The sequence below is a fragment of the Nocardia sp. SSK8 genome, assembly GCF_037034205.1.
GTDB lineage: Bacteria > Actinomycetota > Actinomycetes > Mycobacteriales > Mycobacteriaceae > Nocardia.
Genome location: NZ_JBAGKD010000003.1, coordinates 205,506 through 229,295, shown reverse-complemented (window position 1 = coordinate 229,295; position 23,790 = coordinate 205,506). Strand labels below are relative to the sequence as shown.

The window sequence follows — 23,790 nt, the reverse complement described above, 5'->3', positions numbered from 1 at the left end:
CTGAGTGCTGTCTGGGACGTCCGCTACGCGGACTTCTCGCGGCGCTCGGCGCGCTGGGCCTTGCGGGGCACGATGGTCGGCAGCACGTTCTCGGTGACGGTGTCGGCGTTGACGACCACCTTGGCGACGTCGTCGCGACCGGGGATGTCGTACATCACCGGGAGCAGGACTTCCTCCATGATGGCGCGCAGACCGCGGGCGCCGGTGCCGCGCAGGATCGCCTGGTCGGCGACGGCCTCGAGCGCGTCGGTGGTGAACTCGAGGTCGACACCATCCATCTCGAACAGCCGCACGTACTGCTTGACCAGCGCGTTCTTCGGCTCGGAGAGGATCTTGACCAGCGAGTCCTTGTCCAGGTTGGTCACCGAGGCGACCACCGGCAGGCGGCCGATGAACTCGGGGATCAGGCCGAACTTGATCAGGTCCTCGGGCATCACGTCGGCGAAGTGGTCGTCGGTGTCGACCTCGGCCTTGGAGCGGACCTCGGCGCCGAAGCCGATGCCGCGGTGCCCGGTGCGGTCGGAGATGATCTTCTCCAGGCCCGCGAACGCGCCCGCCACGATGAACAGCACATTGGTGGTGTCGATCTGGATGAACTCCTGGTGCGGGTGCTTGCGACCGCCCTGCGGCGGCACACTCGCCTGAGTACCTTCCAGAATCTTCAGCAACGCCTGCTGTACGCCCTCGCCGGAGACATCGCGGGTGATCGAGGGGTTCTCGCTCTTGCGGGCGATCTTGTCGACCTCGTCGATGTAGATGATGCCGGTCTCGGCGCGCTTGACGTCGTAGTCGGCGGCCTGGATGAGCTTGAGCAGGATGTTCTCGACATCCTCACCGACATAGCCCGCCTCGGTCAGCGCGGTGGCGTCGGCGATGGCGAACGGCACGTTCAGCATCTTGGCCAGCGTCTGGGCGAGGTAGGTCTTGCCGCAGCCGGTCGGGCCCAGCATCAGGATGTTCGACTTGGCCAGCTCGACGGTCTCACCACGGCTGTCACGACCCTTGTCGCCCGCCTGGATGCGCTTGTAGTGGTTGTAGACCGCCACCGCGAGGGTGCGCTTGGCCGTGTCCTGGCCGATGACGTAGTTCTCCAGGAAGTCCCGGATCTCCGAGGGCTTGGGCAGCTCGTCGAGCTTGACCTCGCTCGACTCGGCGAGCTCCTCCTCGATGATCTCGTTGCAGAGATCGATGCACTCGTCGCAGATATAGACCCCGGGGCCCGCAATGAGCTTCTTGACCTGCTTCTGGCTCTTTCCGCAGAACGAGCACTTGAGCAGATCGCCGCCGTCTCCGATGCGCGCCATCTCGTAGGTCCCTACTTCCTTGTCCGAGTGCGACCGTCGTCCCCCGATTGGGCCGGAAAAACTCGTTTTCGGTGCCGTCAATCAGAGCAGTGGTCCCTGAGTCGACCGTACCTGCTGTGCGCGAATGAGGTCGACAACTCGCGCATGTTTCTGTTCGCTGTTGTGCGGGTTCTCACCATTGTGAGCCGACCCGCGGGAAAAAGGTGGGCCCGCCGCCCAAACACGGCGACGGGCCCGGGCGTGTCACTTCTGACCGCTGAGCTTCCGGTAGTCGAAGACCTGGTCCACGATGCCGTAGTCCTTGGCCTCTTCGGCGGTGAGGATCTTGTCGCGGTCGGTGTCCTTGCGGATCTGCTCCTCGGTCTTGCCGGTGTGGCGCGCGAGGGTGACCTCCATCAGGCGGCGCATCCGCTCGATCTCGGCCGCGGCGATCTCGAGGTCGGACACCTGGCCCTGCACCCCGCCCGAGGACGGCTGGTGGATCAGCACGCGGGCGTTGGGCAGCGCGGCGCGCTTACCCGGCGCACCGGCGGCCAGCAGCACCGCTGCGGCGGAGGCGGCCTGACCCAGGCAGACGGTCACCACGTCGGGGCGCACGTACTGCATGGTGTCGTAGATCGCCATCAGCGCGGTGAACGAGCCACCGGGCGAGTTGATGTACATGGTGATGTCGCGGTCGGGGTCCTGGGACTCCAGCACCAGCAGCTGCGCCATGATGTCGTTGGCCGAGACATCGTCGACCTGGTTGCCCAGGAAGATGATGCGCTCCTCGAACAGCTTGTTGTACGGGTCCGAGGTCTTGATGCCGAACGACGTCTGCTCGGTGAACTGCGGCAGGATGTAGCGCGACTGCGGGTTCGCGGCGGCGGCGCCGCCGAGGCCGCGCGGGTCGATCAGATTGGCCATCTTGGTCTCCAAGCTTGTCTCGAGTGGGTGGGGCGCGGCGGCGCTACTTGGCCTGGTTGGCGTGGGTGACCACGTGGTCGATGAAGCCGTACTCCAGGGCGTCCTTCGCCGTGAACCAGCGGTCGCGGTCCGCGTCCTCGGTCACCTGCTCGACGGTCTTGCCGGTGTGCTGCGCCTGCAGTTCGTTGAGCTCACGCTTGGTGTGGGCGAACTGCTCGGCCATGATCGCGATGTCCGCGGCCGAACCACCGATACCCGCCGACGGCTGGTGCATCATGATCCGGGTGTGCGGCAGCGCGAAGCGCTTGCCCGGGGTGCCCGCGGTGAGCAGGAACTGCCCCATCGAGGCGGCCAGACCCATCGCGACGGTCTTGATGTCGCATTCGGCGAACTGCATGGTGTCGTAGATCGCCATGCCCGCGGTGACCGAGCCACCGGGCGAGTTGATGTAGAGGGAGATGTCCTTGGTCGGATCCTCGGCCGAGAGCAGCAGGATCTGCGCGCACAGCTTGTTGGCGATGTCGTCGTCGACCTGGGTGCCCAGGAAGATGATGCGCTCGCGCAGCAGCCGTTCGTACACCGAATCACTGAGGTTGAGACCAGCAGTAGCGGCTGTCATGACCCCTGCCTGGTTGATTGTCACGGATACCTGCCTTCTCTTCTCACCGATTGCTAACGGCCCAACGGTTCGTCGTCACAAACACTAACGAAGCAGGGCGGCACCGAACTCCCGGTACCGCCCTTCTTCGCTCAGAGCGCAATCTCGCTGCGCTCGATTCCGCTCTGCGCGAGGCGCACTGCGACCTTGGTTCGCTCGCTGCGCTCCCTCACGTGCGCAATCAAATCACGCCCCACAAACTTATTCGGCAGCTGCCTCGACGGCCTCGGCGGAATCCTCGGCCTCGCCGAACATCTCGGCGGTGTCGACGGCGTTGCCCTCGGAGTCGGTGACCTTCACCTGGGTCACCACCCCGGCCAGCGCCTTGCCGCGGCGCACGTCGGCGAAGACCGCGCCGAGCTGGCCCGCCTGCTGCACCTGCTGGATGAACTGCTCCGGCGACATGCCGTAGCGCTGGGCCTGGAACAGGATCCGCTCGGTCAGCTCCTGCTGGCCGACCTGGGTGTTCTCGGCCTCGGCGATGGCGTCGAGCAGCAGCTGGGTCTTCACCGACTTCTCGGCGGCTTCCTTGGTGTCCTTGTCGAACTCCTCGCGGGAGGAGCCCTGTGCCTCGAGCGCCTCGGCCAGCTTGGCCTCGTCGTGGTCGAAGCCGTGCACGGCGTCGTGCAGCACCGCGTCGACCTCGGCCTTGACGACGGCCTCGGGCAGCGGGACCTCGACGGTCTCGAGCAGGGTGTCGAGCACCTTGTCGCGGATCTGCCCGGCCTGCTCGACCTTCTTGGTCCGCTCGACGCGGCCCTTCAGGTCTTCCTTGAGCTCGTCGATGGTGTCGAATTCGCTGGCCAGCTGGGCGAACTCGTCGTCGGCCTCGGGCAGCTCGCGCTCCTTGACCGACTGCACGGTCACGGTGATGACGGCTTCCTTACCCGCGTGCTCACCGGCCACCAGGGTGGAGGTGAACTCGGCGGACTCGCCGGCCTTCAGACCGGTGACGGCCTCGTCCAGGCCCTCGATCAGCTGACCCGAACCGACCTCGTGCGACAGGCCGGTGGTGGCCGCCTCGGGGACGTCCTCGCCGTCGACGGTGGCCGAGAGGTCGATCGAGACGAAGTCGCCGTCCTGCACGGCGCGCTCGACACCGGTCAGGGTGCCGAAGCGCTGGCGCAGCGAGGTGAGCTGCTGCTCGATGTCGGCGTCCTCGATGGTGAAGGAATCGACGGTCACCTCGATGCCCGAGTAGTCGGGCAGGGTGATCTCGGGGCGCACGTCGACCTCGGCGGTGAACGCCAGCTCTTCGCCGTCCTCGATCTTGGTGATCTCGATCTCGGGCTGGCCGATGACCTTCACCTCGGCGGTCTGCACGGCCTCGGCGTAGCGGCCCGGCAGCGCGTCGTTGACGACCTGCTCCAGCACGGCGCCACGGCCGACGCGGGTCTCGATCAGCTTGGCCGGGGCCTTGCCGGGACGGAAGCCGGGGATCTTGACCTGCTGGGCCAGCGCCTTGTACGCCTTGTCGAAGTCGGGCTTCAGCTCCTCGAAGGGCACCTCGACGTTGATCCGGACCCGGGTCGGGCTCAGCTGCTCGACGGTGCTCTTCACGGACATGCTCCTTGGTTCGTAGTTCAGTGGTGTCCCCGCATGGGACGTCGCTCCCGGACCGGGTGCGGCGTACGCATCCCGACCAGGGTAGTTGACCGCCCTCGCGGTCGTGCAATCGGCGGTTGCCCGACCGGCGCGCTAGCGCCCGACCTGCACCGCGTCGGTGACGAAGACCAGCGTCTCGTTCGGCGGGACGCCGTTGCCGCCCGCGCCGTAGCCGAGGTCCGGCGGCACGATCAGCAGCCGCCGCGCGCCCTGCTGCACGCCGAGCAGGCCCTGGTCCCAGCCCTCGATGACCTGGCCCGCGCCCAGCGTCAGCTGGAACGGCTTGCCGCGCTGGAACGAGCTGTCCAGGGTCTGCTTGTCCGACCAGGTGACCAGCGCGTAGTTCATGGTCAGCGGCTGTCCGGCCGCCGCGCCCGCGCCGTTGCCGGGCACCAGGTCCTTGACGATCAGCGTCGTGGGCGGGTCGCAGTCGTCGGGGATGGTGATCTGCGGGGCGTCGCCGTAGCCGCCCTCGACCTGCACGTCCTCGGCCGTGCACTCGCGGCCCTTGCTCTCCGTGCTGCCGCCCGCGGTGACGCTGGTCGTCGCCGAGCCGGTCGACTCCGAGTCCGAGCCACAGGCCGCGCTGGTGACCGCGGCCGCCGCGACGAGTCCGATGCCGATGATCCTGCCGAGAGAATGCATGGCCCGCACAGTAATCGACCGCGCGGGCGGCGCGTCGACCCGGCACGGCGGTAGGCTCGGTGCTGCGTTTCTCCACCCGGGTGCCGCGCGGGGTCGGGCGTCATCCGGCAGGTCCCCCGGCGGCGCGGACGGCGCTGCGGCACAGCCGAGCGAGGAGAGCCCCGCGATGAGCCAGACCAGCGATATCGATACCGCGGCCGACAATGTGGGCGGTGGCGAGGGCGAGACCATCGCCCCGCGGCCCTACGTCCTCGGCGAGGCGCCCGGCCCCCTCGACCGGGACGAGCTGGTCGCGGTGGACGCGTGGTGGCGCGCGGCCAACTATCTGGCCGTCGGCCAGATCTATCTGATGCGCAATCCCCTGCTGCGCGCGCCGTTGGAACCCACCGACATCAAGCCGCGCCTGCTCGGCCACTTCGGCACGGTGCCGGGCCTGAATCTGGTGTGGGCGCACGCGAATCGGCAGATCCGGCGGCGCGGCCTCGACGCGGTGTTCGTGGCGGGCCCCGGCCACGGCGGCCCCGGTCCCAATGCCTGCGCCTGGCTCGAGGACGCCTACACCGTGCTGTATCCGGACATCCCGCGCGACGCCGCGGGCATGGGCAGGCTGTTCCACCAGTTCTCCTTCCCCGGCGGCGTGCCCAGTCACTGCGCGCCGGAGACGCCCGGCTCGTTCCACGAGGGCGGCGAACTGGGCTACAGCCTGCTGCACGCCTACGGCGCCGCCCTGGACAATCCCGCGCTCACGGTGTTCTGCGTGATCGGTGACGGCGAGGCGGAGACCGGCCCGCTGGCCGCCAGCTGGCACGCCAACAAGTTCCTCAATGCCGCGCGCGACGGCGCCGTGGTCCCGATCCTGGCGCTCAACGAGTACAAGATCGCCAATCCCACCATCCTGGCCCGCATCCCCGAGAGCGAGCTGATCGAGCTGCTGCGCGGCTACGGCTACGAGCCGCTGATCGTCTCCGGCGAGGACCCGGCGCCGGTGCACCAGGCCATGGCGACCGCGCTGGACACCTGCCTCGATCGCGTGGCCGAGTTCCAGCGCGCCGCCCGCGAACACGGCGACACCACCCGGCCGCGCTGGCCGATGATCGTGCTGCACACCCCGAAGGGCTGGACCTGCCCGCCGGTGGTCGACGGCGAACGCGTCGAGGGCACCTTCCGCGCCCACCAGGTGCCGCTGCCCGCCGCCCGCACCGATCCCCGGCACCGCGAGGTGCTCGAGCAGTGGCTGCGCTCCTACCGCCCCGAGGAGCTCTTCGACGAGGGCGGACGGCCGCGCGAGATCCTGCTCGACCAGGTCCCCGACGCGCCGATGAGCCTGAACCCGGTCGCCAACGGCGGCCTGCTGGTGCGCGCGCTGGACCTGCCGGACTGGCGCGAGTACGGCGTGCCGGTCGAGTCGCCCGGCGCGGGCGAGCACGAGGCGACCCGCGTGCTCGGCGGCTGGCTGCGCGATGTCACCGCCCACAATCCGCACAATTTCCTGACCATGGCTCCCGACGAGCTGGCCAGCAACCGCCTCCAGGACATCCTCGAGGTGACCGGCCGCGACTGGCAGGCCGAGGTGGGCCACTGGGACGTGTCGCTGAGCCCCACCGGCCGCGCGCTCGAGGTGCTCTCCGAGCACCTGTGCCAGGGCCTGCTGGAGGGCTATCTGCTGACCGGCCGCCACGGCGTTTTCACCTGCTACGAGGCGTTCATCCACATCGTCGACGCGATGTTCAACCAGCACGCCAAATGGCTCGACGCGAGTCTCGCGGTGCCGTGGCGGCGCAAGATCCCCAGCCTGAACTACCTGCTCACCTCGCACGTGTGGCGCCAGGACCACAACGGTTTCACCCACCAGGACCCCGGTTTCCTGGACGTGGTGGCCAACAAGAGCCCCGAGATCGTGCGGGTGTATCTGCCCCCGGACGCCAATACGCTGCTGTCCACCTACGACCACTGCCTGCGTTCGCTGCACTACGCGAACGTGGTGGTCGCGGGCAAACAGCCGGGGCCGGACTGGCTTTCGGTGAGCGAGGCCGCGCTGCACTGCGCGCGCGGGGTGGGGATCTGGCCGTGGGCCTGCCACCACGACGACCCGGGCACGGTGCCGGATGTGGTGCTGGCCTGCGCGGGTGACATCCCCACCCTGGAGATCCTGGCCGCCGCCGCCATCCTGCGGGATCGCCTGCCCGACTTGCGGATCCGCGTGGTCAATGTCGTCGACCTGATGCGCCTGCTGCCCGCCGACGAGCATCCGCACGGGCTGCCCGATGCGACCTTCGACACGCTGTTCACCCGGGACCGCCCGGTGATCTTCGCCTTCCACGGCTACCCGTGGCTGGTGCACCGGCTCACCTACCGCCGCACCAACCACGCCGAACTGCACGTGCGCGGCTACCAGGAGAAGGGCACGACCACCACCCCGTTCGACATGGTGATGCTCAACGACCTGGACCGGTTCCACCTGGTCATCGATGTGGTCGACCGGGTACCCGGCCTGCGCGAGCGCGCGGCGGGGCTGCGCGCGGAGATGGTCGACGCCCGGTTGCTCGCCCGCACCTGGACCAGGGAGCACGGCGAGGACATCCCCGTGGTCGCGAACTGGGTCTGGCCGGAGGCCGCGGTACCCCGGGCCCGGTGAACCCGCTTGCGGCGGCGACCGGCGCCGGGCCACGATGGACCGACGATGACCGAGCCCCGCCGCCCCGAACCCCTCCCCCGTGATCGCCGTGACCTGACCGGGCCGTTCGACGTGATCGGCGACGTGCACGGCTGCCGGAGCGAACTCGAGTCCCTGCTCGGCACGCTCGGCTACGAGATCGCGCGCGACGCGGCGGGCCGCCCGGTCGACGCGATCCACCCCGACGGCCGCACCGCCGTGTTCGTCGGCGACCTGGTCGACCGCGGTCCCGACACCCCCGGCGTCCTGCGCCTGGTCATGGGCATGGCCGCCGCCCGCCGCGCCCTGTGTGTGATGGGCAACCACGAGTTCAAACTGATCCGCGCGCTCGACGGCCGCGCGGTCCGGGTGGCGCACGGCCTGGAACGCTCGCTGGCCCAGCTGGCCGAGGAGACCCCCGAATTCCGTGCCGCCGCCCACGTTTTCCTGCGCGAGCTGCCGGGCCACTATCTGCTCGACGGCGGCCGCCTGGTGATCGCCCACGCCGGTCTCCCGGAAAGCCTGCACGGCAGCACCTCCAGCCGCGCCCGCGCCTTCGCCCTCTACGGCGCCCCGACCGGCGAGGTCGACGCGCACGGCCTGCCGGTGCGCTACGACTGGGCCAGGGACTACCGCGGCGCCGCCACCGTCGCCTACGGCCACACCCCCGCCCCCACCCTGCGCTGGGTCAACAACACCCTGTGCCTGGATACCGGTGCCGTCTTCGGCGGCGCGCTGTCGGCCCTGAGCTACCCGGAGCGGACCACCCTGTCGGTCCCTGCCGAACAGGTCTGGAGCGAACGCGCGGGCATCTCCCCCGTCACCGGGTAGCGCTCGCCGCACACCGCGCCCGTCATCGTCATCGTCATCGTCATCGAATCGTCGGCACGACATCCGCGTGGGACCGGCCACGACCGGGCGGCGGACGCCTACCATCACCACCGGACAACCCGACTCGCCGGTGAGGAGAGGTTCATGCGCCGTACGTTGCTCGCACTGATCGCGCTCGGTCCGCTGGCGGTGGCCGCTGCCGCGGCCGCCGATCCGGCGCCGCCCGGCTCGGGCACCCTGACCGTCCGCGCGATCACCGGCCTGGAGCCGATTCCGGTGAACCGCGCGGAGATCACCGTCACCGCGTGCGGCACCGACCAGGTGGTCGCCACCCTGGTCAGCGGCAAGGACGGCAGCGCCACGGTGGCCCTGCCGATCGGCTGCTACGAGGCGCGAGTGACGACCGTGCCCGGCGGCTGCGGCCTCAACGACCGGGAACCGGCCCGGCTCGACGTGGCCGCGGGCACCGAGGTGCGCGCCGACTTCCGCTTCGGCTGCGCCTGAGCCGCTACCGACAGCCCACGAAGGCGTCGAGGTCGATCGCCGCGGCCATCGCCTGGTAGCCCGCCGCGTTCGGATGCAGATTGTCCGGTCCGGCGAAGCGCGGATCGAGCACGTCCGGGTTCGCCGGATCACGCAGCGCCGCATCGAAATCCACCACGCTGTCGGACAGGGTCTGGGTCCGGATCCAGGCATTGATCCGCTGCCGCACCGGATTCGAGTAGGGCAGCGTGAGCATGCCGTCGGCGAGGGCATTGCTCGCGGGCAGGATCGTTCCCAGGTGCACCGCCAGCCCGGCGGCACGCAGCCGCTCGATCAGCGTCGTGTACCCGGCCACGATCTGCTCGTAGCTCGCCCCGATCGGGATGCCCAGGTCGTTGATGCCCTCGAGCACGATCACGTCGGTGACCCCGGCCTTGCCGATCACGTCCTGGTCGACCCGGCTCACCGCGGCGGGCCCGAACTGCGGGATGAACCCGTCGCGGGTCACCCGATTGCCCGAGATCCCCGCATTGAGCACGGCGAACGGCTTGCCCGCCGCGTCCAGGCGACGCTGCAGGAAATCGGGATAGCGCGCATTCCGGTCCACGACGCCCGGATCCTGCGGTGTCCCCAGGAAATTGGCGGCGACGTAGCCGTCGGTGATCGAGTCGCCGAACGCCACGATCGCGCCCGCCGCCCCGGAATCCGCCACATCCAGCCCGGACACCAGCGGCACGGCCGTGGTCCGCAGCGCCAGCCGGTCGCCCGCGGGTTCGGCGGTGCTGTCACCGGCGAACGGGAGGCTGTAATAACTGGTGGCGTTGCCGTTGAAATGCTCGGTCGGCAGCACAGCGAACCCGGGCAGGTGGACGCTCACCGCCAGCGGCGTGAACCCGTCGACCGCCAGCTCCACCGGATCGCTCACCAGAACGGCACCCGGGGCGAGGGTCACCCCGGAGCTGCCCCCGAAGGTCACCTCGCGCAGCGTCTCGGGCCGTACGGCCGCACCGCCCGCCGAGACCGCGACGGTCACCCGGCCCACCGTCATCGGCACCGGCCGGGTGCGGTTGGTCAGGTGCACGCGCAGCCGCGAACCGCCGTAGTGCGGGGTGATCACCACCCGATAGGTCTGATCCGAGACCGCCAGCTGCGGCACCAGCGCCGGGTCCACCGCGCCGAACGAATCCGAGGGCGCGGCCATCCAGCTGCCGATCCACTCCCGGTCACCACACGACGCGGGCGCGGCCGCGGCCCCACCTGGAGCGAGCACCGCCGTCAGCAGGATTCCCGCACCGACGACGACAGACCACTTTCCCACCACACGACTCCTACCACCGTGAACCGTTACCGGTGGTCACAGTAAGAGTGCCGTGGACGGTGTGTCCGGGAAATCCGGAAACCCGGACCTCAGTCCTTCGGGCCGCCCGCCACGTACAGCACCTGACCGGAGACGAAGCCCGCACCCTCGCTCGCGAAGAACGAGGCGGCCTTGGCGATGTCCTCGGGCTTGCCGACCCGGTTGACCGGGATCTGCGTGGCGGCCGCGGCCTTGAAGGCCTCGAAGTCGGCGCCGACGCGGGCGGCGGTGGCCGCGGTCATCTCGGTTTCGATGAAGCCGGGCGCGATCGCGTTGGCGGTGACACCGAACTTGCCCAGCTCGAAGGCGAGGGTCTTGGTGAAGCCCTGCATGCCCGCCTTGGCGGCGGAGTAGTTGGCCTGGCCGCGGTTGCCGAGCGCCGAGGTGCTCGACAGGTTGACGACGCGGCCGAAACCGGCCTCGACCATGTACTTCTGCACCGCTCGCGTCATCAGGAAGGCGCCGCGCAGGTGCACGTTCATGACCGTGTCCCAGTCGTCGACCGACATCTTGAACAGCAGGTTGTCGCGCAGCACGCCCGCGTTGTTGACCAGCACGACCGGCGCGCCGAGCTCGGTGGCGATCCGCTCGACCGCGGCGGTGACGGCGGCTTCGTCGCTGACGTCGGCGCCGACCGCGAGGGCGGACCCACCCGCGGCCTCGATGGCGGCGACGGTGTCGGCGCAGGCGGCCGCGTCCAGATCGAGCACGGCGACGGCGTATCCGTCGGCGGCGAGCTGGACGGCCACGGCGGCACCGATGCCCCGCGCGGCTCCTGTGACAACGGCGACCTTGGCAGTCATGCGATCTCCTACGACCCTGAGCTGGGCGGATGGTGATGGTCGGGGTGACAGGATTTGAACCTGCGACCCTCCGCTCCCAAAGCGGATGCGCTACCAAGCTGCGCTACACCCCGAGGCCTCGGGGCGGGATCGCCGACGAGGAAGTCATGTTTGAGCGGGTGACGGGAATCGAACCCGCACCATCAGCTTGGAAGGCTGAGGTTCTACCATTGAACTACACCCGCAGGCATACGACATCGATGGGATCGCCACGATGTCGTGTGCGCCACGACTGTACCGAACCCCGCGCGGTAAACGCCAATCAGGCCCCCTCCTCCCGCCCGCGGCGCGCCCCGGCCCCGAGTACCCGCAGGCCGGGACCCTATGCCCGATTAGGGCCTAATGACCCTATCGGCGAAACCCCCACGCGGACACGATGGTTGGTGCGCGCCATCGGGGAACCGGCGCCTGCTCCACCGGGGGATTAAATAGGAGAATTTTCCTTGAAAACCTCGCGTGTGGGCGGCGAGTAGGCCACCATGAGATTGCGCGCGACCCCGGCGAGGAGGGACCCATGGCGACCCAACGTCCACCGCCCAGAACAGGGCTATACGCTGCACATTCGGGTGCTCTGAAAATTTCTCCGGAAAGTGTGTAACGCCAGAGCGGCTGCAGCGATGTCATACCCGATCGCCATTCGCGAGAGACTGTAACGCGTGCTAGAACGCGACTTTTCGGTCTCGGGTGGCTTGCTAGGATCCTTTTTGCCGGACGGGGGTATCTGGAAAGGGGGCGGTGAGCGTGTACCGAACTCGGTGGACTCAACCGCGTAGCAGTGCGAACGAGCGAGGTGGCATGTCCGTCGCCACCGACCGCCGGTGATGTCGATGACTGTCCACATCGAGCCACCGGTCGCCGCGATGGCCCGCGCCTGGGCCCGCGCGGTGTGTGCCGAGCCCGGATCGTCCACGGCGCCGCACCAGCTGGAGCCGGTTCTCGTCGAGATCGTCGAGCGCCTGCTGCACCTGGCCAGGACCGAACCGTTCCCGGTGCCGCAGGCACGGATGCTGGGTGCCCGGCTGGCCGAGGCGCCCTTCGAACGAACCAGGATGCTGGCGCACGCCACCCGTTGGCTGCTCGGCTTCCCCTCCGGCGTGCCCGGCTCGCTGGTGGCCACCCGCTGGCCGCTGGTCGCCAGTCAGGCCATCGACAGCTACGCGCAGGCGCTGCAGGAACGGGCGCTGGCACAACAGGAACAGAACATCTCGGCGAAAGTGTCACTGCGCGTCCAGGAGATCGCCGCGCTGCAGCACCGCTTGCGCCACGAGGCGACCCACGACGCCCTCACCGATCTGGCCAACCGCACCCTGCTGCAGGAACGGGTCCGCGCCTTCGCGGCCGACCCCACCCGTGGCGTCGGCGTGCTGGTGGTCGACCTGGACCGGTTCAAGCAGATCAACGACGGCTACGGGCACGCCATCGGCGACGAGGTCCTCGTCGAGCTGGCCAACCGGCTGCGCGAGGTGTGCCCGCCGGAGACGGTGATCTGCCGCTACGGCGGCGACGAGTTCGTCGTCGCGGCCAATCCGCGGCGCGACACCCTCGGCGAGCTGGCACACCGCGTGGTCGCGGCGCTGCGCGACCCGGTGTGGTCGAGCGCGGGCCCGGTCCCGGTGTCGGCGAGTGTGGGCACGGCGTTCTGCGCGCCGGGAAAGACGTGCGATTTCACCGACCTGCTGCGTCGCGCCGACCGCGCGATGTATTCGGCGAAATCCGCGGGCGGGCGGCGTTTCGCGCTCGCCGAATCGGGCGACCCCGAACTGGGAACGGCGGTCGCGGGCTGAGTCGGATCGCGAAGCCTGCACTTCGCGGTCCGGCTCAACCTATTCCGGTATCGGTCAGTGTTCGGTGAAGCCGGTGGATCCGGTGACGGTGGTGGGTGCGGGCGCGGCGAGATCGCGGCGGCGCACCACGACCAGCTCGGGGGCGAACTGCTGGACGCCGCCCACCCGGAAGGCCCCGCGATGCTTGAAGAACGCGCGCCGCATATCGGTGACGCCGGGCCGGGTGCCGTCGGCACCGCGAATCCAGACCAGGCCCGTCACCAGCTGACCGACGCTCGAGCCGCAGAGGCTGGGCAGCAGCACCACATTGACCACGGTGATCGTGAACAGCAGCGCCGCGCCGCCGAGCACGACCGGCAGATAGTTGTCGATACTCAGCAGGCCAGGCTGGGTGACCAGCACTACCAGGATGACGGCAGCGAGCAGGCCGTAGGATACGACGATATCCACGGCATTCGCGATCCCGTTGCGCGTCGTCCGTGGTGACGGATACCGGGAATCCCCCGTGGCCCCATGCTGATTCGGTGCGTACGCCGGTCGTGCACCGGCCGCTCTCCCCCGCTCGTTCATGCCGATATGATCGCACGGCCTACGGTCGACGGCATCCGCCGCACCCAACCCGCGCGGAGTCCCTGGTGCGCGCGGGTGACCGAGGATCGCGGCGCCGCACCCAACCCGCGCGGAGTCCAGCACTCAGCGCGGCTGACAGGTGGGGCACCAGAACAGATTTCGTCCCTCCATGACCGCGTGCGCGACCGGCGTCCCGCACACCCGGCACGGTTCGCCCTGCCGCCGGTAGACGTAGGTGCGCGGCCTGTCCTGCGCGTAAGACGGTGCGCCGGTGTCGTGTTCGGGCCGGACGACGTGCATGCGGCCGGTGGCGACACCGATCGGCATGAGCGCGACCAGGTCCGCCCACAGCGCGTCCCACTCCTCGGCGCCGATCGAGGTGCCGGGCCGATACGGCGAGATCCCGTGCCGGAACAGCACTTCCGCGCGATACACATTGCCGACCCCCGCGATCAGCGACTGATCCATGAGCAGCGCGCCGATCGCCCGGCGGGAGCGGCGGATTCGCGTACCGGCCCGCTCGTGATCGGCGTCGGGGCGCAGCGGGTCGGCGCCGAGGCGGGCGATGAGCGCGTCGACCTCGGCCGGGTCCATAACCTCGCACGCGGTGGGTCCGCGCAGGTCGGTGCCGAATTCCATGGTGCCGATCATCCGCATCCGCACCTGCCCGACGGGCGCGCCCATCGGCAGCGCGGACTCGCTGAACGTGCCGTACAGCCCGAGGTGCACGTGCACGGTCAGCCCGGCCGCGTAGTGGTGCAGCAGGTGCTTGCCGACCGCTTCGGCCCGCTCCAGCACCCGCCCGTCCACCAGGGCCGCGCCGTCGGCGAAGCGGCCCTGCGGACTCGAAACCCGCACCACCCCACCGGCGAACCGCTCCTGATGGAGTCCGGCGATCCGGTGGAGGGTGTGTCCTTCCGGCAAGTCGCGGTCAGTAGGCGGGGACCGCGGGGGCCTCGCCGGACTTCTCGTAGTCGGCGAGGATGTCGATGCGGCGCTGGTGGCGGGGCTCCTCCGACCACGCCTGAGCCAGGAAGGCGTCGACGATGGCGAGGGCTTCCTCGGTGGTGTGCATGCGGCCGCCGATGCCGATGAGCTGGGCGTTGTTGTGCTCGCGGGCCAGCTTGGCGGTCTCCACGCTCCAGGCCAGCGCGCAGCGGGCGCCGGGGACCTTGTTGGCGGCGATCTGCTCGCCGTTGCCGCTGCCGCCGAAGACCAGCCCGAGGCTGCCCGGGTCGGCCACCGTGCGGCGCGCGGCCTCGATGCAGAAGGCGGGGTAGTCGTCGAGAGCGTCGTATTCGAGAGCGCCGCAATCGACGACCTCGTGTCCGGCCTCCTGCAGATGGGCCTTGACGTGATTCTTCAGTTCGAAACCGGCATGGTCGGCACCCAGGTAAACGCGCATGGCTGCGATTGTGTCAGGCCGCTTAGAGTCGTTTTCATGCACCCGCACGAACCGCATTCCCCGCCTTCGGCAGGTCCTCCACCGCCGCCGCACGGCGGACAGGCCGACGCGGAACCCTCGCTGCGCGAGGACACCGGCACCGGGCCGGTGCCCCGGCACAGCGCGTCTCCTTGGGCCCAGCCCGCCGCGCCGACCGGCGCTTTCCCGGCCCAGCCGACCGGCGGCTACGCACCCTTCCCCGGCTACCACCCGCCCGGACCGCCGATCCCGCCGCAGCGGCAGCCGCGCGGACTGTCCCCCTACGGGCGCCCGGCGCGGCATCCCTGGGAGATCCCGCTGCTGGTGGTGGTGATCATGCTCACCGGGGTCGCCTATCTGCTGGTGCTGCTCATGCTGCTGATCGAGGCGGTGGCCGGGCCGCTGGTCGACGACCAGGGCCAGGAGGTCGGCTCCGTGCTGACCAGTCCGTATGTGCTGCTGCTGTTGTTCGCGCCGATCCTGCTGTGGGCCGGGCGTGGCATGAACTACGCGACCCAGCGGATCAACGGGGTGAGGATGTCGCCCACCCAGTTCCCCGAGGGGTTCCGGATGGTGCAGGAGGCGGCCGCCCGGTTCGGGATGCGCAAGGTGCCCGACGCGTACGTGATCCTGGGCAACGGCCAGATCAACGCCTTCGCCTCTGGGCACGGGTTCCGCCGCTTCGTGGTGGTCTACAGCGACCTGTTCGAGATCGGCGGCACGGCGCGCGATCCCGACGCGCTGGCCTTCATCATCGGCCACGAGGTGGGCCATATCGCCGCCGGGCACGTGTCGTATTGGCGGCAGCTGGGCATGTTCGTCGCGCCATGGCTGCCGGTGCTGGGGTCATCGCTGATCCGCGCCCAGGAGTACACCGCCGACAATCACGGCTTCTGCAACCGCCCGCAGGGCGCGCCCGGCGCGATGGCCACCCTCGCCGCGGGCAAGTACCTCAACGCCGAGGTCGGCTTCGACGAGATGGCCGACCGCGCCGCCCTGGAGAAGGGTGGCTTCGTCTGGCTGGTCAACGCGATGTCCAGCCACCCGGTCCTGACGTGGCGCATGTGGGCCCTGCGCGACCGCAGCAAGGCGGGCCCGATGTTCTGGCGCCCGAAACCACCCCAACCGGGCATGATCCCACCCCCGGGCGGATACCCACTCACGACCAAGACCCGCGCACTCCCACCCGAACCGGTCTGAGGCACCCTCCCAGCCCCGCACATCCCGACCTCGAGGAGGGATCGCCGACGCAGTCGGCGGTTCGCGCCCGTCCCGTCGATCAGGCGCCGTGGCGTAGGCGACGAAGGAGCAAGCCACGGTGCCTGATCGACGGGACCCCAGGGGGCGCGAACTCGAGCGCGCCAGCGCTCAGATGAACACCGGGTCTTCCGTGCGGGTGCGCTTCAGCTCGAAGAAGTGGGGGTACGAGGCCAGGGCGACCACCCCGTCCCACACCCGGCCCGCGTCGTCGCCGCGCGGGATGCGGGAGAGGACCGGGCCGAAGAAGGCGACCCCGTTGACATGGATGGTCGGCGTGCCCACATCGGGACCGACCTTGTCCATGCCCGCGTGGTGGGACGCGCGCAGGGCCTCGTCGTAGTCGGTGCTGTCGGCGACCCGGGCCAGCTCGGCGGGCAGGTCGAGTTCGGCCAGCGCGTCGGCGACCACGGCGGTCAGGGTCTCGCTGGTGCTCTCGCGCTCGTAGTCGGCGCGGCGGTCGTGGATGCGGGTGCCCAGCGCGGTGTAGAGCGGCGCGAGGATCTCGTCGCCGTGCTTCTGGGCGGCGGCGATGGCGACGCGCACCGGGCCCCAGCCCGCGGCCATCAGGTCCACATACTGTTCGGGCAGGTCCTTGCCCTCATTGAGCACCGACAGGCTCATCACGTGGAAGCGCGCCTCGATATCGCGCACCTTCTCGACTTCCAGAATCCACCGGGAGGTGATCCAGCACCACGGGCACAGCGGATCGAACCAGAAATCGACGACATCCTTCGTGGCCTGATCGCTCACGAGTCTTCCTCTCGGGTCAGCGGGCGGCGGGCAGACGGGCCCCGCCGTCAGGTGCAACCGCGCGGGCCCCGGAATCGTTCCCCCGGGCGCCGGAGCGGATTAGGCTCGTGCGCGAGGAGTCCGGTCGCCCGCGAGAAGGAGTCCGTTCATGAGCTCGAATCAGCATTTCGTCGTCATCGGTGGCGGGCTCGCCGCCGCCAAGCTCGCCGAGGCCTTGCGCGCCAATGATTTCGACGGTCAGGTGACCGTGCTGGCGGGTGAGGAGGAGCTGCCCTACGAGCGGCCACCGCTGTCCAAACAGCATCTGGCAGGCACCCAGCAGCTGCCCGATTTCACCGTCGACCAGGCCGCCTGGTACCGCGATCACCACATCGACCTGCGGCTGGGCACCACCGCCACGGCCTTCGACGCGCGCGCCAGAACCGTCACCCTGCCCGACGAGTCCACCCTGTCCTACGACAAGCTGGCGCTGGCCACCGGCTCGCGGCCACGCACGCTCTCGATTCCCGGCGCCGACGCGCCGAATGTGTACACCCTGCGCACCATCGGCGATTCGGATGTGATCGCGCAGGTGCTGCGGACCGAGCAGCGGCTGGTGATCATCGGCGCGGGCTGGATCGGGCTCGAGGTGGCCGCGCAGGCCAGGGCCAGGGGCGTGGACGTCACCGTGGTCGAGTCGGCGCCGCTGCCGCTGCTGGGCGCGCTGGGCCCGGAGATGGGCGCGTTCTACGCCGAGGTGCATCGCGAACACGGCGTCGACCTGCGCACCGAGATCGGCGTCGACGCCATCCTCACCGACGACGGCAACGCCACCGGCGTGCAGCTCGGCGACGGCACGGTGGTCCCGGCGCAGGCGGTGCTGGTGGCGGTGGGCGCCGCGCCCAATATCGAGTCGGCCATCGCGGCCGGGCTCGACTACGACGGCGGCGTGCTGGTCGACGAGGCGCTGCGCACCAGCGACCCGGATGTGGTGGCGGTCGGCGATATCGCCGAACAGCAGCATCCGGTGCTGAACCGGCGGGTGCGGGTGGAGCACTGGGCCACCGCGCTGAACCAGCCCGCCGTGGCCGCGCGGACCATGCTCGGCAAATCCGCCGTCTACGACCGGCTTCCGTACTTCTTCAGCGACCAGTACGACGTGGGCATGGAGTACACCGGCTATGTCGGCCGGGGCGACGACGTACGCGTGGTGGTGCGCGGCGAGCCGTCCGAGCGCGAGTTCGTCGCGTTCTGGCTGGACTCGCGGAACCGGGTCAAGGCGGGGATGAACGTCAATGTCTGGGATGTGACGGACCGGATCAAGCAGCTCATCCTGTCGGCCGAGCCGGTGGATCCGGAGCTGCTGGCGAATCCGGATATTCCCCTGTGATCGGGCGGGCGGGTCTGTCGAATCCGGCGCGCCAGCTCCGACCATGTGTCGAAGGCGCCGCCCTGGCGCCACGGAACAGGAGTTGACGTCATGAAGTACATGCTGGTCAAGACCTATGGCGAGACAGCGCACTGCGATCTCCCGCTGCCCGAGTGGGCGCCCGAGGACATCGCCGCCCACATCGATTTCCAGCGGGCGCTGGGCGCGCAGCTCGCCGCCTCGGGGGAGCTCGTCGACGCGCAGGGCCTGGCCGGGCCCGAGCAGGCGCTGATCGTGCACTCCGACGGGCGGTCGGCGCCGGTGGTCACCGACGGGCCGTTCCCGGAGACCAAGGAGTTCCTCGCCGGGTACTGGATCGTCGACGTGGACTCCCCCGAGCGGGCGGTCGAGATCGCCGCGCAAGCCTCGGCCGCGCCCGGTCCCGGCGGCGCGCCGATCGGTGAGTACATCGAGGTGCGCCAGGTCATGAGCGCCCCCGAGGCGTGAGCGAACCACTCACCGAGGACCTCCTGCGTGAGCTCGCACCGCAGGTCCTCGGTGTGCTGGTGCGCCGGTTCGGCGATTTCGAGCTGGCCGAGGACGCCGTGCAGGACGCGCTGCTGGCGGCGGCCACCCAGTGGGACACCGAGGGCAGACCGGCGAATCCGCGCGGGTGGCTGATCCAGGTGGCGCAGCGCCGGATGGCCGACGCGGTGCGCGCGGAGGTGGCGCGGCGGCGCCGGGAGAGCACGGTGTTCGCGCGGGAGGTGCCCGGCGAAGCGTCCGGTCGCGACGACACCCTCGACCTGTATTTCCTGTGCTGTCATCCGGAGCTGCCGCCCGCGGGCGCGGTGGCGCTGACCCTGCGCGCGGTCGGCGGCCTGCGCACCGGCGAGATCGCGGCCGCCTTCCTGGTCCCGGAACCGACCATGGCGCAGCGTATTTCGCGGGCGAAGCAGAAGCTCGCGAGCCTGCCCCGGCCGTTCGCCGACGGCGCGACCGACCGGGCCCGGCTGCACGCGGTGCTGCAGGTGCTGTACCTGATCTTCACCGAGGGGCACACCAGTACCGCGGGTGAGGGCCTGCGCCGCGCCGATCTGTCGGCCGAGGCGATCCGGCTGACCCGCGCCCTGCACGCCCTGCTCCCCACCGATTCCGAGGTCACCGGCCTGCTCGCGCTGCTGCTGCTCACCGACGCGCGCCGCGCCGCCCGCTCGGGTCCGCACGGCGAGCTGATCCCGCTGGCCGAACAGGACCGTTCCCGCTGGGACCGCGCCCAGATCACCGAGGGTCTGCGCCTGCTCACCGCCACCATGCCCGCGGGCCTCACCGGCCCGTACCAGATCCAGGCCGCCATCGCGGGCCTGCACGGCCAGGCATCCCATGTCGACGACACCGACTGGCCGAGCGTCCTCGCCCTCTACACCCTGCTGGAGCGCCGCACCCCCAACCCGATGATCACCCTCAACCGCGCCGTGGCCACCGCCATGGTCCACGGCCCCGCCGCGGGCCTGGCCCTCACCGACACCGTGGCCGAGGCCCTCGCCCGCTCCCACCGCCTCGCCGCCGTGCGCGGCCACCTGCACGAGATGGCGGGCGACCCGGCCGCCGCCGTGGCCGACTACCAGCGCGCCGCCCAGCAGACCGCCAGTACGCCGGAGCGCGACTACCTCCTGCTCCGCGCCGCCCACCTGCGCACCGGTGAGCGCACCCAATCCGGCGACCCTGCCGCGAGGGGCCGAATCACCACTGGCGGTTAGCGGGCTCGCTGTTGACCCGTCGCACCGAAGTCGGCGGGTCGCGGGCCATCGTCTTGTCGCCGCCGGGCATGACGCACCCACCGCGGCGAACCGATCCTCCGCGTCCTCCGCGACGGCGGCGGCAACGTCCCGCGCCGCGACCTCGGCGGCAAGGCTGGTCGCGCCGTGCCGGACACCGTCACCAGGCGGATTCCAGGTTGCCGATCATGCGGGCGAGAGTGGTTGTCAGGGCGTCGAATTCGGCGCGGGAGATGCCGGTCGTCATGCGTTCGCGGATGGCGGCGACGGCGCGGGCGGCCCGGGTGTGCGCGGTGACGCCTGCTTCGGTGAGGGCGAAGCGGGCGTCGGTGTCGCGGGTGAGCCAGCCGCGGGTGGTGAGTGCTGCGGTGAGGGCGGCGACCGACTCGGTGGTGGTTTCCCAGAAGGGGCGCAGAGCGTCCTGGAGGGTCGCGGCGGCGGCCGGGGCGCGGACGAGGGTATTGAGGACCTGCCATTCGCGGCGGGTCATGCCCGCGTCGGCGGCGGCCTGGTCGAAGGTGGCTTCGATCAGCTGGTCCAGGCGTTTCACCTGGTAGCCGATCAGACGGCGTTCGGTCATGGCGGCACCTAGATAGTCTCGGACAATTACATGTTCTTTTACATGTACATGTTCGACGGTAGCATGACGGCGTGGACGAGGTCGAGCGGATCGAACGGGCGATGATCGCCATCCGGCGGCGGCAGACGCGGCGCACGCTGGGGGCAGGTGAGCCGAGTGGGCAGGCCTTCGACGTCCTCGATGTGGTCGAGGACGCGGCCGAGCCGACGGTGTCGACGGTCGCCTCCGCGCTGGCGGTGGATCAGCCGCGCGCGAGCAAGCTGGTCGCGACCGCGGTGGCCGGGGGGCTGCTGCGGCGGGTCGCCGATCAGGCCGACGGGCGGCGCTCGCTACTGGAACTCACCGAGGCCGGGAAAGCGCTGGTCGAGCAGGCCCACCTGCGCCGCCGCGGCGCCTTCGACCGAGCGATGACCGGCTGGTCGGCGCGCGAACGCGACGAATTCGCCCGCCTGCTCGGCCGTTTCGTCGACGGCCTGGACGGACCGCCTGGGGCAGACTGAGGTCCATGGCGGAGAGATTCAGCGCGGGCGTCCTGCTCTACCGGCACTGCGGCGACGGCATCGAGGTGCTGCTCGGGCACATGGGCGGGCCGCTGTGGGCGAAGAAGGACGCCTCGGCGTGGTCGATCCCCAAAGGCGAGTACGAGCCGGACGAGCAGCCCCGCGCGGCCGCCGCCCGCGAATTCACCGAGGAACTGGGTCTTCCCGTCCCCGACGGCGACTGGACCGACCTCGGTCAGGTGCGGTACGGCAGCGGCGGCCGCCGCAAGACCGTCACCGCGTGGGCCGTCGAAGGCGATCTCGACACCACCGCGATCGTCCCCGGCACCTTCGAGATGGAATGGCCACCGCGCTCCGGCCGCACCGGCGTCTTCCCGGAGATCGACCGCGCCGCGTGGTTCACCCCCGACGCCGCCCGCGACAAACTCGTCACCGGCCAGCGTCCGTTCCTGGACCGCCTCACCACCCATCTCGACGGCAACGCCTGACACGACGCCCCCGGCACCCGCGGAGTCCCCGCACGCGCATCGATCGAGTGTCAGCCCCTCCGGCTCACCCACAGCATGACATCCGGCCTGCGCGAGGACGTTGAGCTCACGCGCGCACCGCGGTGCGGAATTCGGTGGGGCTCTGGCCGCGTGAGCGTTTGAAAGCGGCGCTGAAGCCGAAGGGGTCGGAGTAGCCGACGGTGGTGGCCACCTGGGCGACGCTGCGGGCCGGGTCGGCGAGCAGCTCCTCGGCCTCGGCCATGCGCCATTCGGTGAGGTAGGTGAGCGGGGGTTCACCCATGACCTCGGTGAAGCGTTTGGCGAACAGGGCGCGCGAGACCAGCGCCTCGGTGGCCAGGCTCGCGACCGTCCAGCGCTGGAAAGGCTTGGCGTGGATGGCTTCCAGGGCCGGACCGACCACCGGGTCGGCCATGCCGCGGTACCAGGCGGGCGCGAACTCACCCTGCTGGGTGAGCCAGCTGCGCAGGGTGCAGACCAGCGCCCAGTCCAGCAGCCGGTCCATCAGTGCCTGCGCGCCCGCGGTATTGCGGAAGGCGTCGGCGGCGGCCTCCTCCAGCCAGGTGCACACCTCGGTGTCGCCGCCGACCACCATGACCGGCGGCAGGGCCCGCAGCAGCCGTTCGTGCCTGCGCCCGGACGCGCGGTAGGCGCCGACGATCAGCGAGGTCTCCGCCTCCGCCCCGGTCACCTCGACCAGTTCCGGTGTGGCGCAGGCGAGTTCGGCGGCACCGAAACCGCGTGGCACGAAGCAGGACAGCTCGTACTCCAGGCGCGGGCGCGCGGGTTCGGCCTCACCGTCGAGCAGTTCGAACGAGGCTCCGGCCTGCACGAGGGCCGTATCGCCGAGCACCAGCCGGGTGCGCGAACCGTCGGCGAGCACCAGCGTGCCGCCGCTGCCGCGCAGTACCGTCACCATGATCAGTGGCGCTTCGTCGGCGAAACGGATGGTCCACGGGGCGCGCAGAACGGCGTGCGCCACCACCGATCCATCCGCACGGATGCCACTCAGCAAAGAACTCAACGGATCCATGCTCACCACCGTAGACGAATTCCTATCGAGCCGAGATGATCACCCATAGATCGTCCACACGATTCCCGGTTGACTCTAGGTACCGGGGCAGCGCGCCCCCAAGATCAGCAGGGAGTCCCACCGTGTCGCAGTCGCTCTCCACCACCGAATCCGCTTCGCGCACCGCACTCGTCGTGCTCGCCCATCATCGCGCCGATTCGCTGTCGGCGCATGTCGCGCAGCTGGCGGTCGGCAGGCTCGCCGCCGCGGGCTACACCGTCGACCTGCTCGACCTGCACGCCGAGAACTTCGACCCCCGGATGACCGTGGCCGACCAGCCCGACTGGGGCGACCGCGACAAGCGGTACTCCGACGAGGCCGAGGCCCACATGCGGCGCATCCTGGCCGCGCAAGTGGTGGTCGTGGTGTTCCCGGTCTACTGGCAGAGCACCCCCGCCATCCTCAAGGGCTGGATCGACCGAGTCTGGAACTACGGTTTCGCCTACGGCCGCAGCAAGCCCCGGCTGGCGGGCAAACGCATCCTGTGGCTCGGCCTGGCCGGTGCCACCGCCGCGGACGAGATCATCTCCGGCATGCATCAGCTGCTGGAGGCCCAGCTCAGCGAGGGCCTGGCCTACTACAGCGGTTTCGCGCACTCGCGCGTCGGCCTGCTCCCCGATGCCGAGGACCAGCCGCAGAGCCTCGACAGCGAGGGCAATCTGGTGATCGGCGCCGCGATCGAGGGCGATGCGAGGGCCGCTCACTACGCCGCCTTCGACGCGACGGCGGCGGGCTTCGTCGACGAGTTCGTCGCCACGGAACTCGTCAACGCCTGACCCGGCGACCACGGCGCGGTGACCACCCCGGCCACCGCGCCGCACCCATGGCGGTCCAGCACGGGACAGCCGCGCCGCCGTGGTGCCGACCACCGCGGCGGCGCCGGGCCGCTGCCGGTGAGCGGGCGGCAGCCCTCGGCGACCGGACAGCGGCGTTGA

23 protein-coding genes, 2 tRNA genes and 1 pseudogene are annotated in these 23,790 nt (G+C 70.2%); 11 read left to right on the top strand and 15 right to left on the bottom strand.

The features are described from left to right. Positions 1-23: 23 nt before the first annotated feature. From clpX to WA675_RS07815, 5 genes are all read right to left on the bottom strand, one after another. Complete coding sequence (gene clpX / locus WA675_RS07835; protein ID WP_336083176.1) at positions 24-1,304, bottom strand: ATP-dependent Clp protease ATP-binding subunit ClpX; 1,281 nt, start codon at positions 1,302-1,304, stop codon at positions 24-26. 243 nt (positions 1,305-1,547) lie between these two features. Continuing rightward, positions 1,548-2,210: an ATP-dependent Clp protease proteolytic subunit gene (locus tag WA675_RS07830; RefSeq protein ID WP_336083175.1), complete on the bottom strand. Its 663-nt coding sequence runs from the start codon at positions 2,208-2,210 to the stop codon at positions 1,548-1,550. 43 nt (positions 2,211-2,253) lie between these two features. After that, on the bottom strand, positions 2,254-2,829 hold the full coding sequence (locus tag WA675_RS07825; protein WP_336083174.1) for an ATP-dependent Clp protease proteolytic subunit: 576 nt from the start codon (positions 2,827-2,829) through the stop codon (positions 2,254-2,256). 240 nt (positions 2,830-3,069) lie between these two features. Further along, positions 3,070-4,428, bottom strand: a complete 1,359-nt coding sequence (gene tig, locus WA675_RS07820; protein WP_336083172.1) for a trigger factor — start codon at positions 4,426-4,428, stop codon at positions 3,070-3,072. 138 nt (positions 4,429-4,566) lie between these two features. Beyond that, complete coding sequence (locus WA675_RS07815; RefSeq protein WP_336083171.1) at positions 4,567-5,118, bottom strand: FKBP-type peptidyl-prolyl cis-trans isomerase; 552 nt, start codon at positions 5,116-5,118, stop codon at positions 4,567-4,569. 166 nt (positions 5,119-5,284) lie between these two features. On the opposite strand from WA675_RS07815, the gene WA675_RS07810 reads away from it, so the two are divergent. The 3 genes and pseudogenes from WA675_RS07810 to WA675_RS07800 all read left to right on the top strand — a co-directional run bounded on the left by WA675_RS07810 (position 5,285) and on the right by WA675_RS07800 (position 9,106). Continuing rightward, a complete protein-coding gene (locus tag WA675_RS07810) occupies positions 5,285-7,753 on the top strand; it encodes a phosphoketolase family protein (RefSeq protein ID WP_336083169.1) in 2,469 nt (822 codons plus the stop codon). Between the two features lie 81 nt (positions 7,754-7,834). Then, a pseudogene (locus WA675_RS07805) lies at positions 7,835-8,572 on the top strand (metallophosphoesterase); the annotation flags it as partial. Between the two features lie 174 nt (positions 8,573-8,746). Beyond that, on the top strand, positions 8,747-9,106 hold the full coding sequence (locus tag WA675_RS07800) for a hypothetical protein (protein ID WP_336083165.1): 360 nt from the start codon (positions 8,747-8,749) through the stop codon (positions 9,104-9,106). A gap of 4 nt (positions 9,107-9,110) precedes the next feature. On the opposite strand, the gene WA675_RS07795 is transcribed toward WA675_RS07800, so the two are convergent. The 4 genes from WA675_RS07795 to WA675_RS07780 all read right to left on the bottom strand — a co-directional run bounded on the left by WA675_RS07795 (position 9,111) and on the right by WA675_RS07780 (position 11,469). Next, positions 9,111-10,403 (bottom strand): GDSL-type esterase/lipase family protein, encoded by a 1,293-nt coding sequence (locus tag WA675_RS07795; RefSeq protein WP_336083163.1) that lies wholly within the window; start codon positions 10,401-10,403, stop codon positions 9,111-9,113. Positions 10,404-10,492: 89 nt separating this feature from the next. Next, positions 10,493-11,245: a 3-oxoacyl-ACP reductase FabG gene (fabG, locus tag WA675_RS07790; protein WP_336083161.1), complete on the bottom strand. Its 753-nt coding sequence runs from the start codon at positions 11,243-11,245 to the stop codon at positions 10,493-10,495. Between the two features lie 36 nt (positions 11,246-11,281). Beyond that, positions 11,282-11,358 (bottom strand) — tRNA-Pro (locus WA675_RS07785). A gap of 40 nt (positions 11,359-11,398) precedes the next feature. After that, positions 11,399-11,469: transfer RNA gene (locus tag WA675_RS07780), tRNA-Gly, on the bottom strand. A 642-nt stretch (positions 11,470-12,111) separates the two neighbouring features. Here WA675_RS07780 and WA675_RS07775 point away from each other — a divergent pair. Next, positions 12,112-13,068 carry a GGDEF domain-containing protein gene (locus WA675_RS07775; protein WP_336083159.1) on the top strand — a complete coding sequence of 319 codons (957 nt, stop codon included), beginning with the start codon at positions 12,112-12,114 and terminating at the stop codon, positions 13,066-13,068. Positions 13,069-13,122: 54 nt separating this feature from the next. On the opposite strand, the gene WA675_RS07770 is transcribed toward WA675_RS07775, so the two are convergent. The 3 genes from WA675_RS07770 to WA675_RS07760 form a co-directional block, all read right to left on the bottom strand. Next, entirely contained in the window at positions 13,123-13,518 is a 396-nt protein-coding gene (locus WA675_RS07770) for a hypothetical protein (RefSeq protein ID WP_336083157.1), read from the bottom strand. Between the two features lie 243 nt (positions 13,519-13,761). Further along, complete coding sequence (locus tag WA675_RS07765) at positions 13,762-14,562, bottom strand: Fpg/Nei family DNA glycosylase (RefSeq protein WP_336083155.1); 801 nt, start codon at positions 14,560-14,562, stop codon at positions 13,762-13,764. A 7-nt stretch (positions 14,563-14,569) separates the two neighbouring features. Next, a complete protein-coding gene (locus WA675_RS07760) occupies positions 14,570-15,043 on the bottom strand; it encodes a ribose-5-phosphate isomerase (protein WP_336083153.1) in 474 nt (157 codons plus the stop codon). A gap of 36 nt (positions 15,044-15,079) precedes the next feature. Here WA675_RS07760 and WA675_RS07755 point away from each other — a divergent pair, with 36 nt between their 5' ends. Further along, a complete protein-coding gene (locus WA675_RS07755) occupies positions 15,080-16,261 on the top strand; it encodes a M48 family metallopeptidase (protein ID WP_336083151.1) in 1,182 nt (393 codons plus the stop codon). Between the two features lie 168 nt (positions 16,262-16,429). Here WA675_RS07755 and WA675_RS07750 read toward each other — a convergent pair whose 3' ends face one another. Next, positions 16,430-17,071 carry a mycothiol-dependent nitroreductase Rv2466c family protein gene (locus WA675_RS07750; RefSeq protein WP_336083149.1) on the bottom strand — a complete coding sequence of 214 codons (642 nt, stop codon included), beginning with the start codon at positions 17,069-17,071 and terminating at the stop codon, positions 16,430-16,432. A gap of 148 nt (positions 17,072-17,219) precedes the next feature. Here WA675_RS07750 and WA675_RS07745 point away from each other — a divergent pair, with 148 nt between their 5' ends. From WA675_RS07745 to WA675_RS07735, 3 genes are all read left to right on the top strand, one after another. Continuing rightward, positions 17,220-18,440, top strand: a complete 1,221-nt coding sequence (locus tag WA675_RS07745; protein WP_336083147.1) for an NAD(P)/FAD-dependent oxidoreductase — start codon at positions 17,220-17,222, stop codon at positions 18,438-18,440. 90 nt (positions 18,441-18,530) lie between these two features. After that, complete coding sequence (locus WA675_RS07740) at positions 18,531-18,926, top strand: YciI family protein (protein WP_336083145.1); 396 nt, start codon at positions 18,531-18,533, stop codon at positions 18,924-18,926. Beyond that, positions 18,923-20,179 carry an RNA polymerase sigma factor gene (locus WA675_RS07735; RefSeq protein ID WP_336083143.1) on the top strand — a complete coding sequence of 419 codons (1,257 nt, stop codon included), beginning with the start codon at positions 18,923-18,925 and terminating at the stop codon, positions 20,177-20,179. Before WA675_RS07740 ends, WA675_RS07735 begins: the two co-directional genes overlap by 4 nt. A gap of 178 nt (positions 20,180-20,357) precedes the next feature. On the opposite strand, the gene WA675_RS07730 is transcribed toward WA675_RS07735, so the two are convergent. Continuing rightward, complete coding sequence (locus WA675_RS07730; protein WP_336083141.1) at positions 20,358-20,777, bottom strand: winged helix DNA-binding protein; 420 nt, start codon at positions 20,775-20,777, stop codon at positions 20,358-20,360. 71 nt (positions 20,778-20,848) lie between these two features. Between WA675_RS07730 and WA675_RS07725 the strand changes: the two genes are divergently transcribed. Next, a complete protein-coding gene (locus tag WA675_RS07725; protein ID WP_336083139.1) occupies positions 20,849-21,277 on the top strand; it encodes a MarR family winged helix-turn-helix transcriptional regulator in 429 nt (142 codons plus the stop codon). Positions 21,278-21,282: 5 nt separating this feature from the next. Continuing rightward, complete coding sequence (locus WA675_RS07720; RefSeq protein ID WP_336083137.1) at positions 21,283-21,765, top strand: NUDIX domain-containing protein; 483 nt, start codon at positions 21,283-21,285, stop codon at positions 21,763-21,765. 106 nt (positions 21,766-21,871) lie between these two features. Here WA675_RS07720 and WA675_RS07715 read toward each other — a convergent pair whose 3' ends face one another. Next, positions 21,872-22,816, bottom strand: a complete 945-nt coding sequence (locus tag WA675_RS07715; protein WP_336083136.1) for an AraC family transcriptional regulator — start codon at positions 22,814-22,816, stop codon at positions 21,872-21,874. 122 nt (positions 22,817-22,938) lie between these two features. Here WA675_RS07715 and WA675_RS07710 point away from each other — a divergent pair, with 122 nt between their 5' ends. Beyond that, positions 22,939-23,631, top strand: coding sequence for an NAD(P)H oxidoreductase (locus WA675_RS07710; protein WP_336083135.1), 693 nt, complete (start codon positions 22,939-22,941; stop codon positions 23,629-23,631). Positions 23,632-23,790 lie beyond the last annotated feature (159 nt).

Coding starts and splice junctions, on each gene's coding strand:
- clpX (WP_336083176.1), bottom strand. CDS start 1,304: ATGGCGCGCATCGGAGACGGCGGCGATCTGCTCAAGTGCTCGTTCTGC.
- WA675_RS07830 (WP_336083175.1), bottom strand. CDS start 2,210: ATGGCCAATCTGATCGACCCGCGCGGCCTCGGCGGCGCCGCCGCCGCG.
- WA675_RS07825 (WP_336083174.1), bottom strand. CDS start 2,829: ATGACAGCCGCTACTGCTGGTCTCAACCTCAGTGATTCGGTGTACGAA.
- WA675_RS07815 (WP_336083171.1), bottom strand. CDS start 5,118: ATGCATTCTCTCGGCAGGATCATCGGCATCGGACTCGTCGCGGCGGCC.
- WA675_RS07810 (WP_336083169.1), top strand. CDS start 5,285: ATGAGCCAGACCAGCGATATCGATACCGCGGCCGACAATGTGGGCGGT.
- WA675_RS07800 (WP_336083165.1), top strand. CDS start 8,747: ATGCGCCGTACGTTGCTCGCACTGATCGCGCTCGGTCCGCTGGCGGTG.
- fabG (WP_336083161.1), bottom strand. CDS start 11,245: ATGACTGCCAAGGTCGCCGTTGTCACAGGAGCCGCGCGGGGCATCGGT.
- WA675_RS07775 (WP_336083159.1), top strand. CDS start 12,112: ATGACTGTCCACATCGAGCCACCGGTCGCCGCGATGGCCCGCGCCTGG.
- WA675_RS07760 (WP_336083153.1), bottom strand. CDS start 15,043: ATGCGCGTTTACCTGGGTGCCGACCATGCCGGTTTCGAACTGAAGAAT.
- WA675_RS07755 (WP_336083151.1), top strand. CDS start 15,080: ATGCACCCGCACGAACCGCATTCCCCGCCTTCGGCAGGTCCTCCACCG.
- WA675_RS07745 (WP_336083147.1), top strand. CDS start 17,220: ATGAGCTCGAATCAGCATTTCGTCGTCATCGGTGGCGGGCTCGCCGCC.
- WA675_RS07740 (WP_336083145.1), top strand. CDS start 18,531: ATGAAGTACATGCTGGTCAAGACCTATGGCGAGACAGCGCACTGCGAT.
- WA675_RS07730 (WP_336083141.1), bottom strand. CDS start 20,777: ATGACCGAACGCCGTCTGATCGGCTACCAGGTGAAACGCCTGGACCAG.
- WA675_RS07720 (WP_336083137.1), top strand. CDS start 21,283: ATGGCGGAGAGATTCAGCGCGGGCGTCCTGCTCTACCGGCACTGCGGC.
- WA675_RS07715 (WP_336083136.1), bottom strand. CDS start 22,816: ATGGATCCGTTGAGTTCTTTGCTGAGTGGCATCCGTGCGGATGGATCG.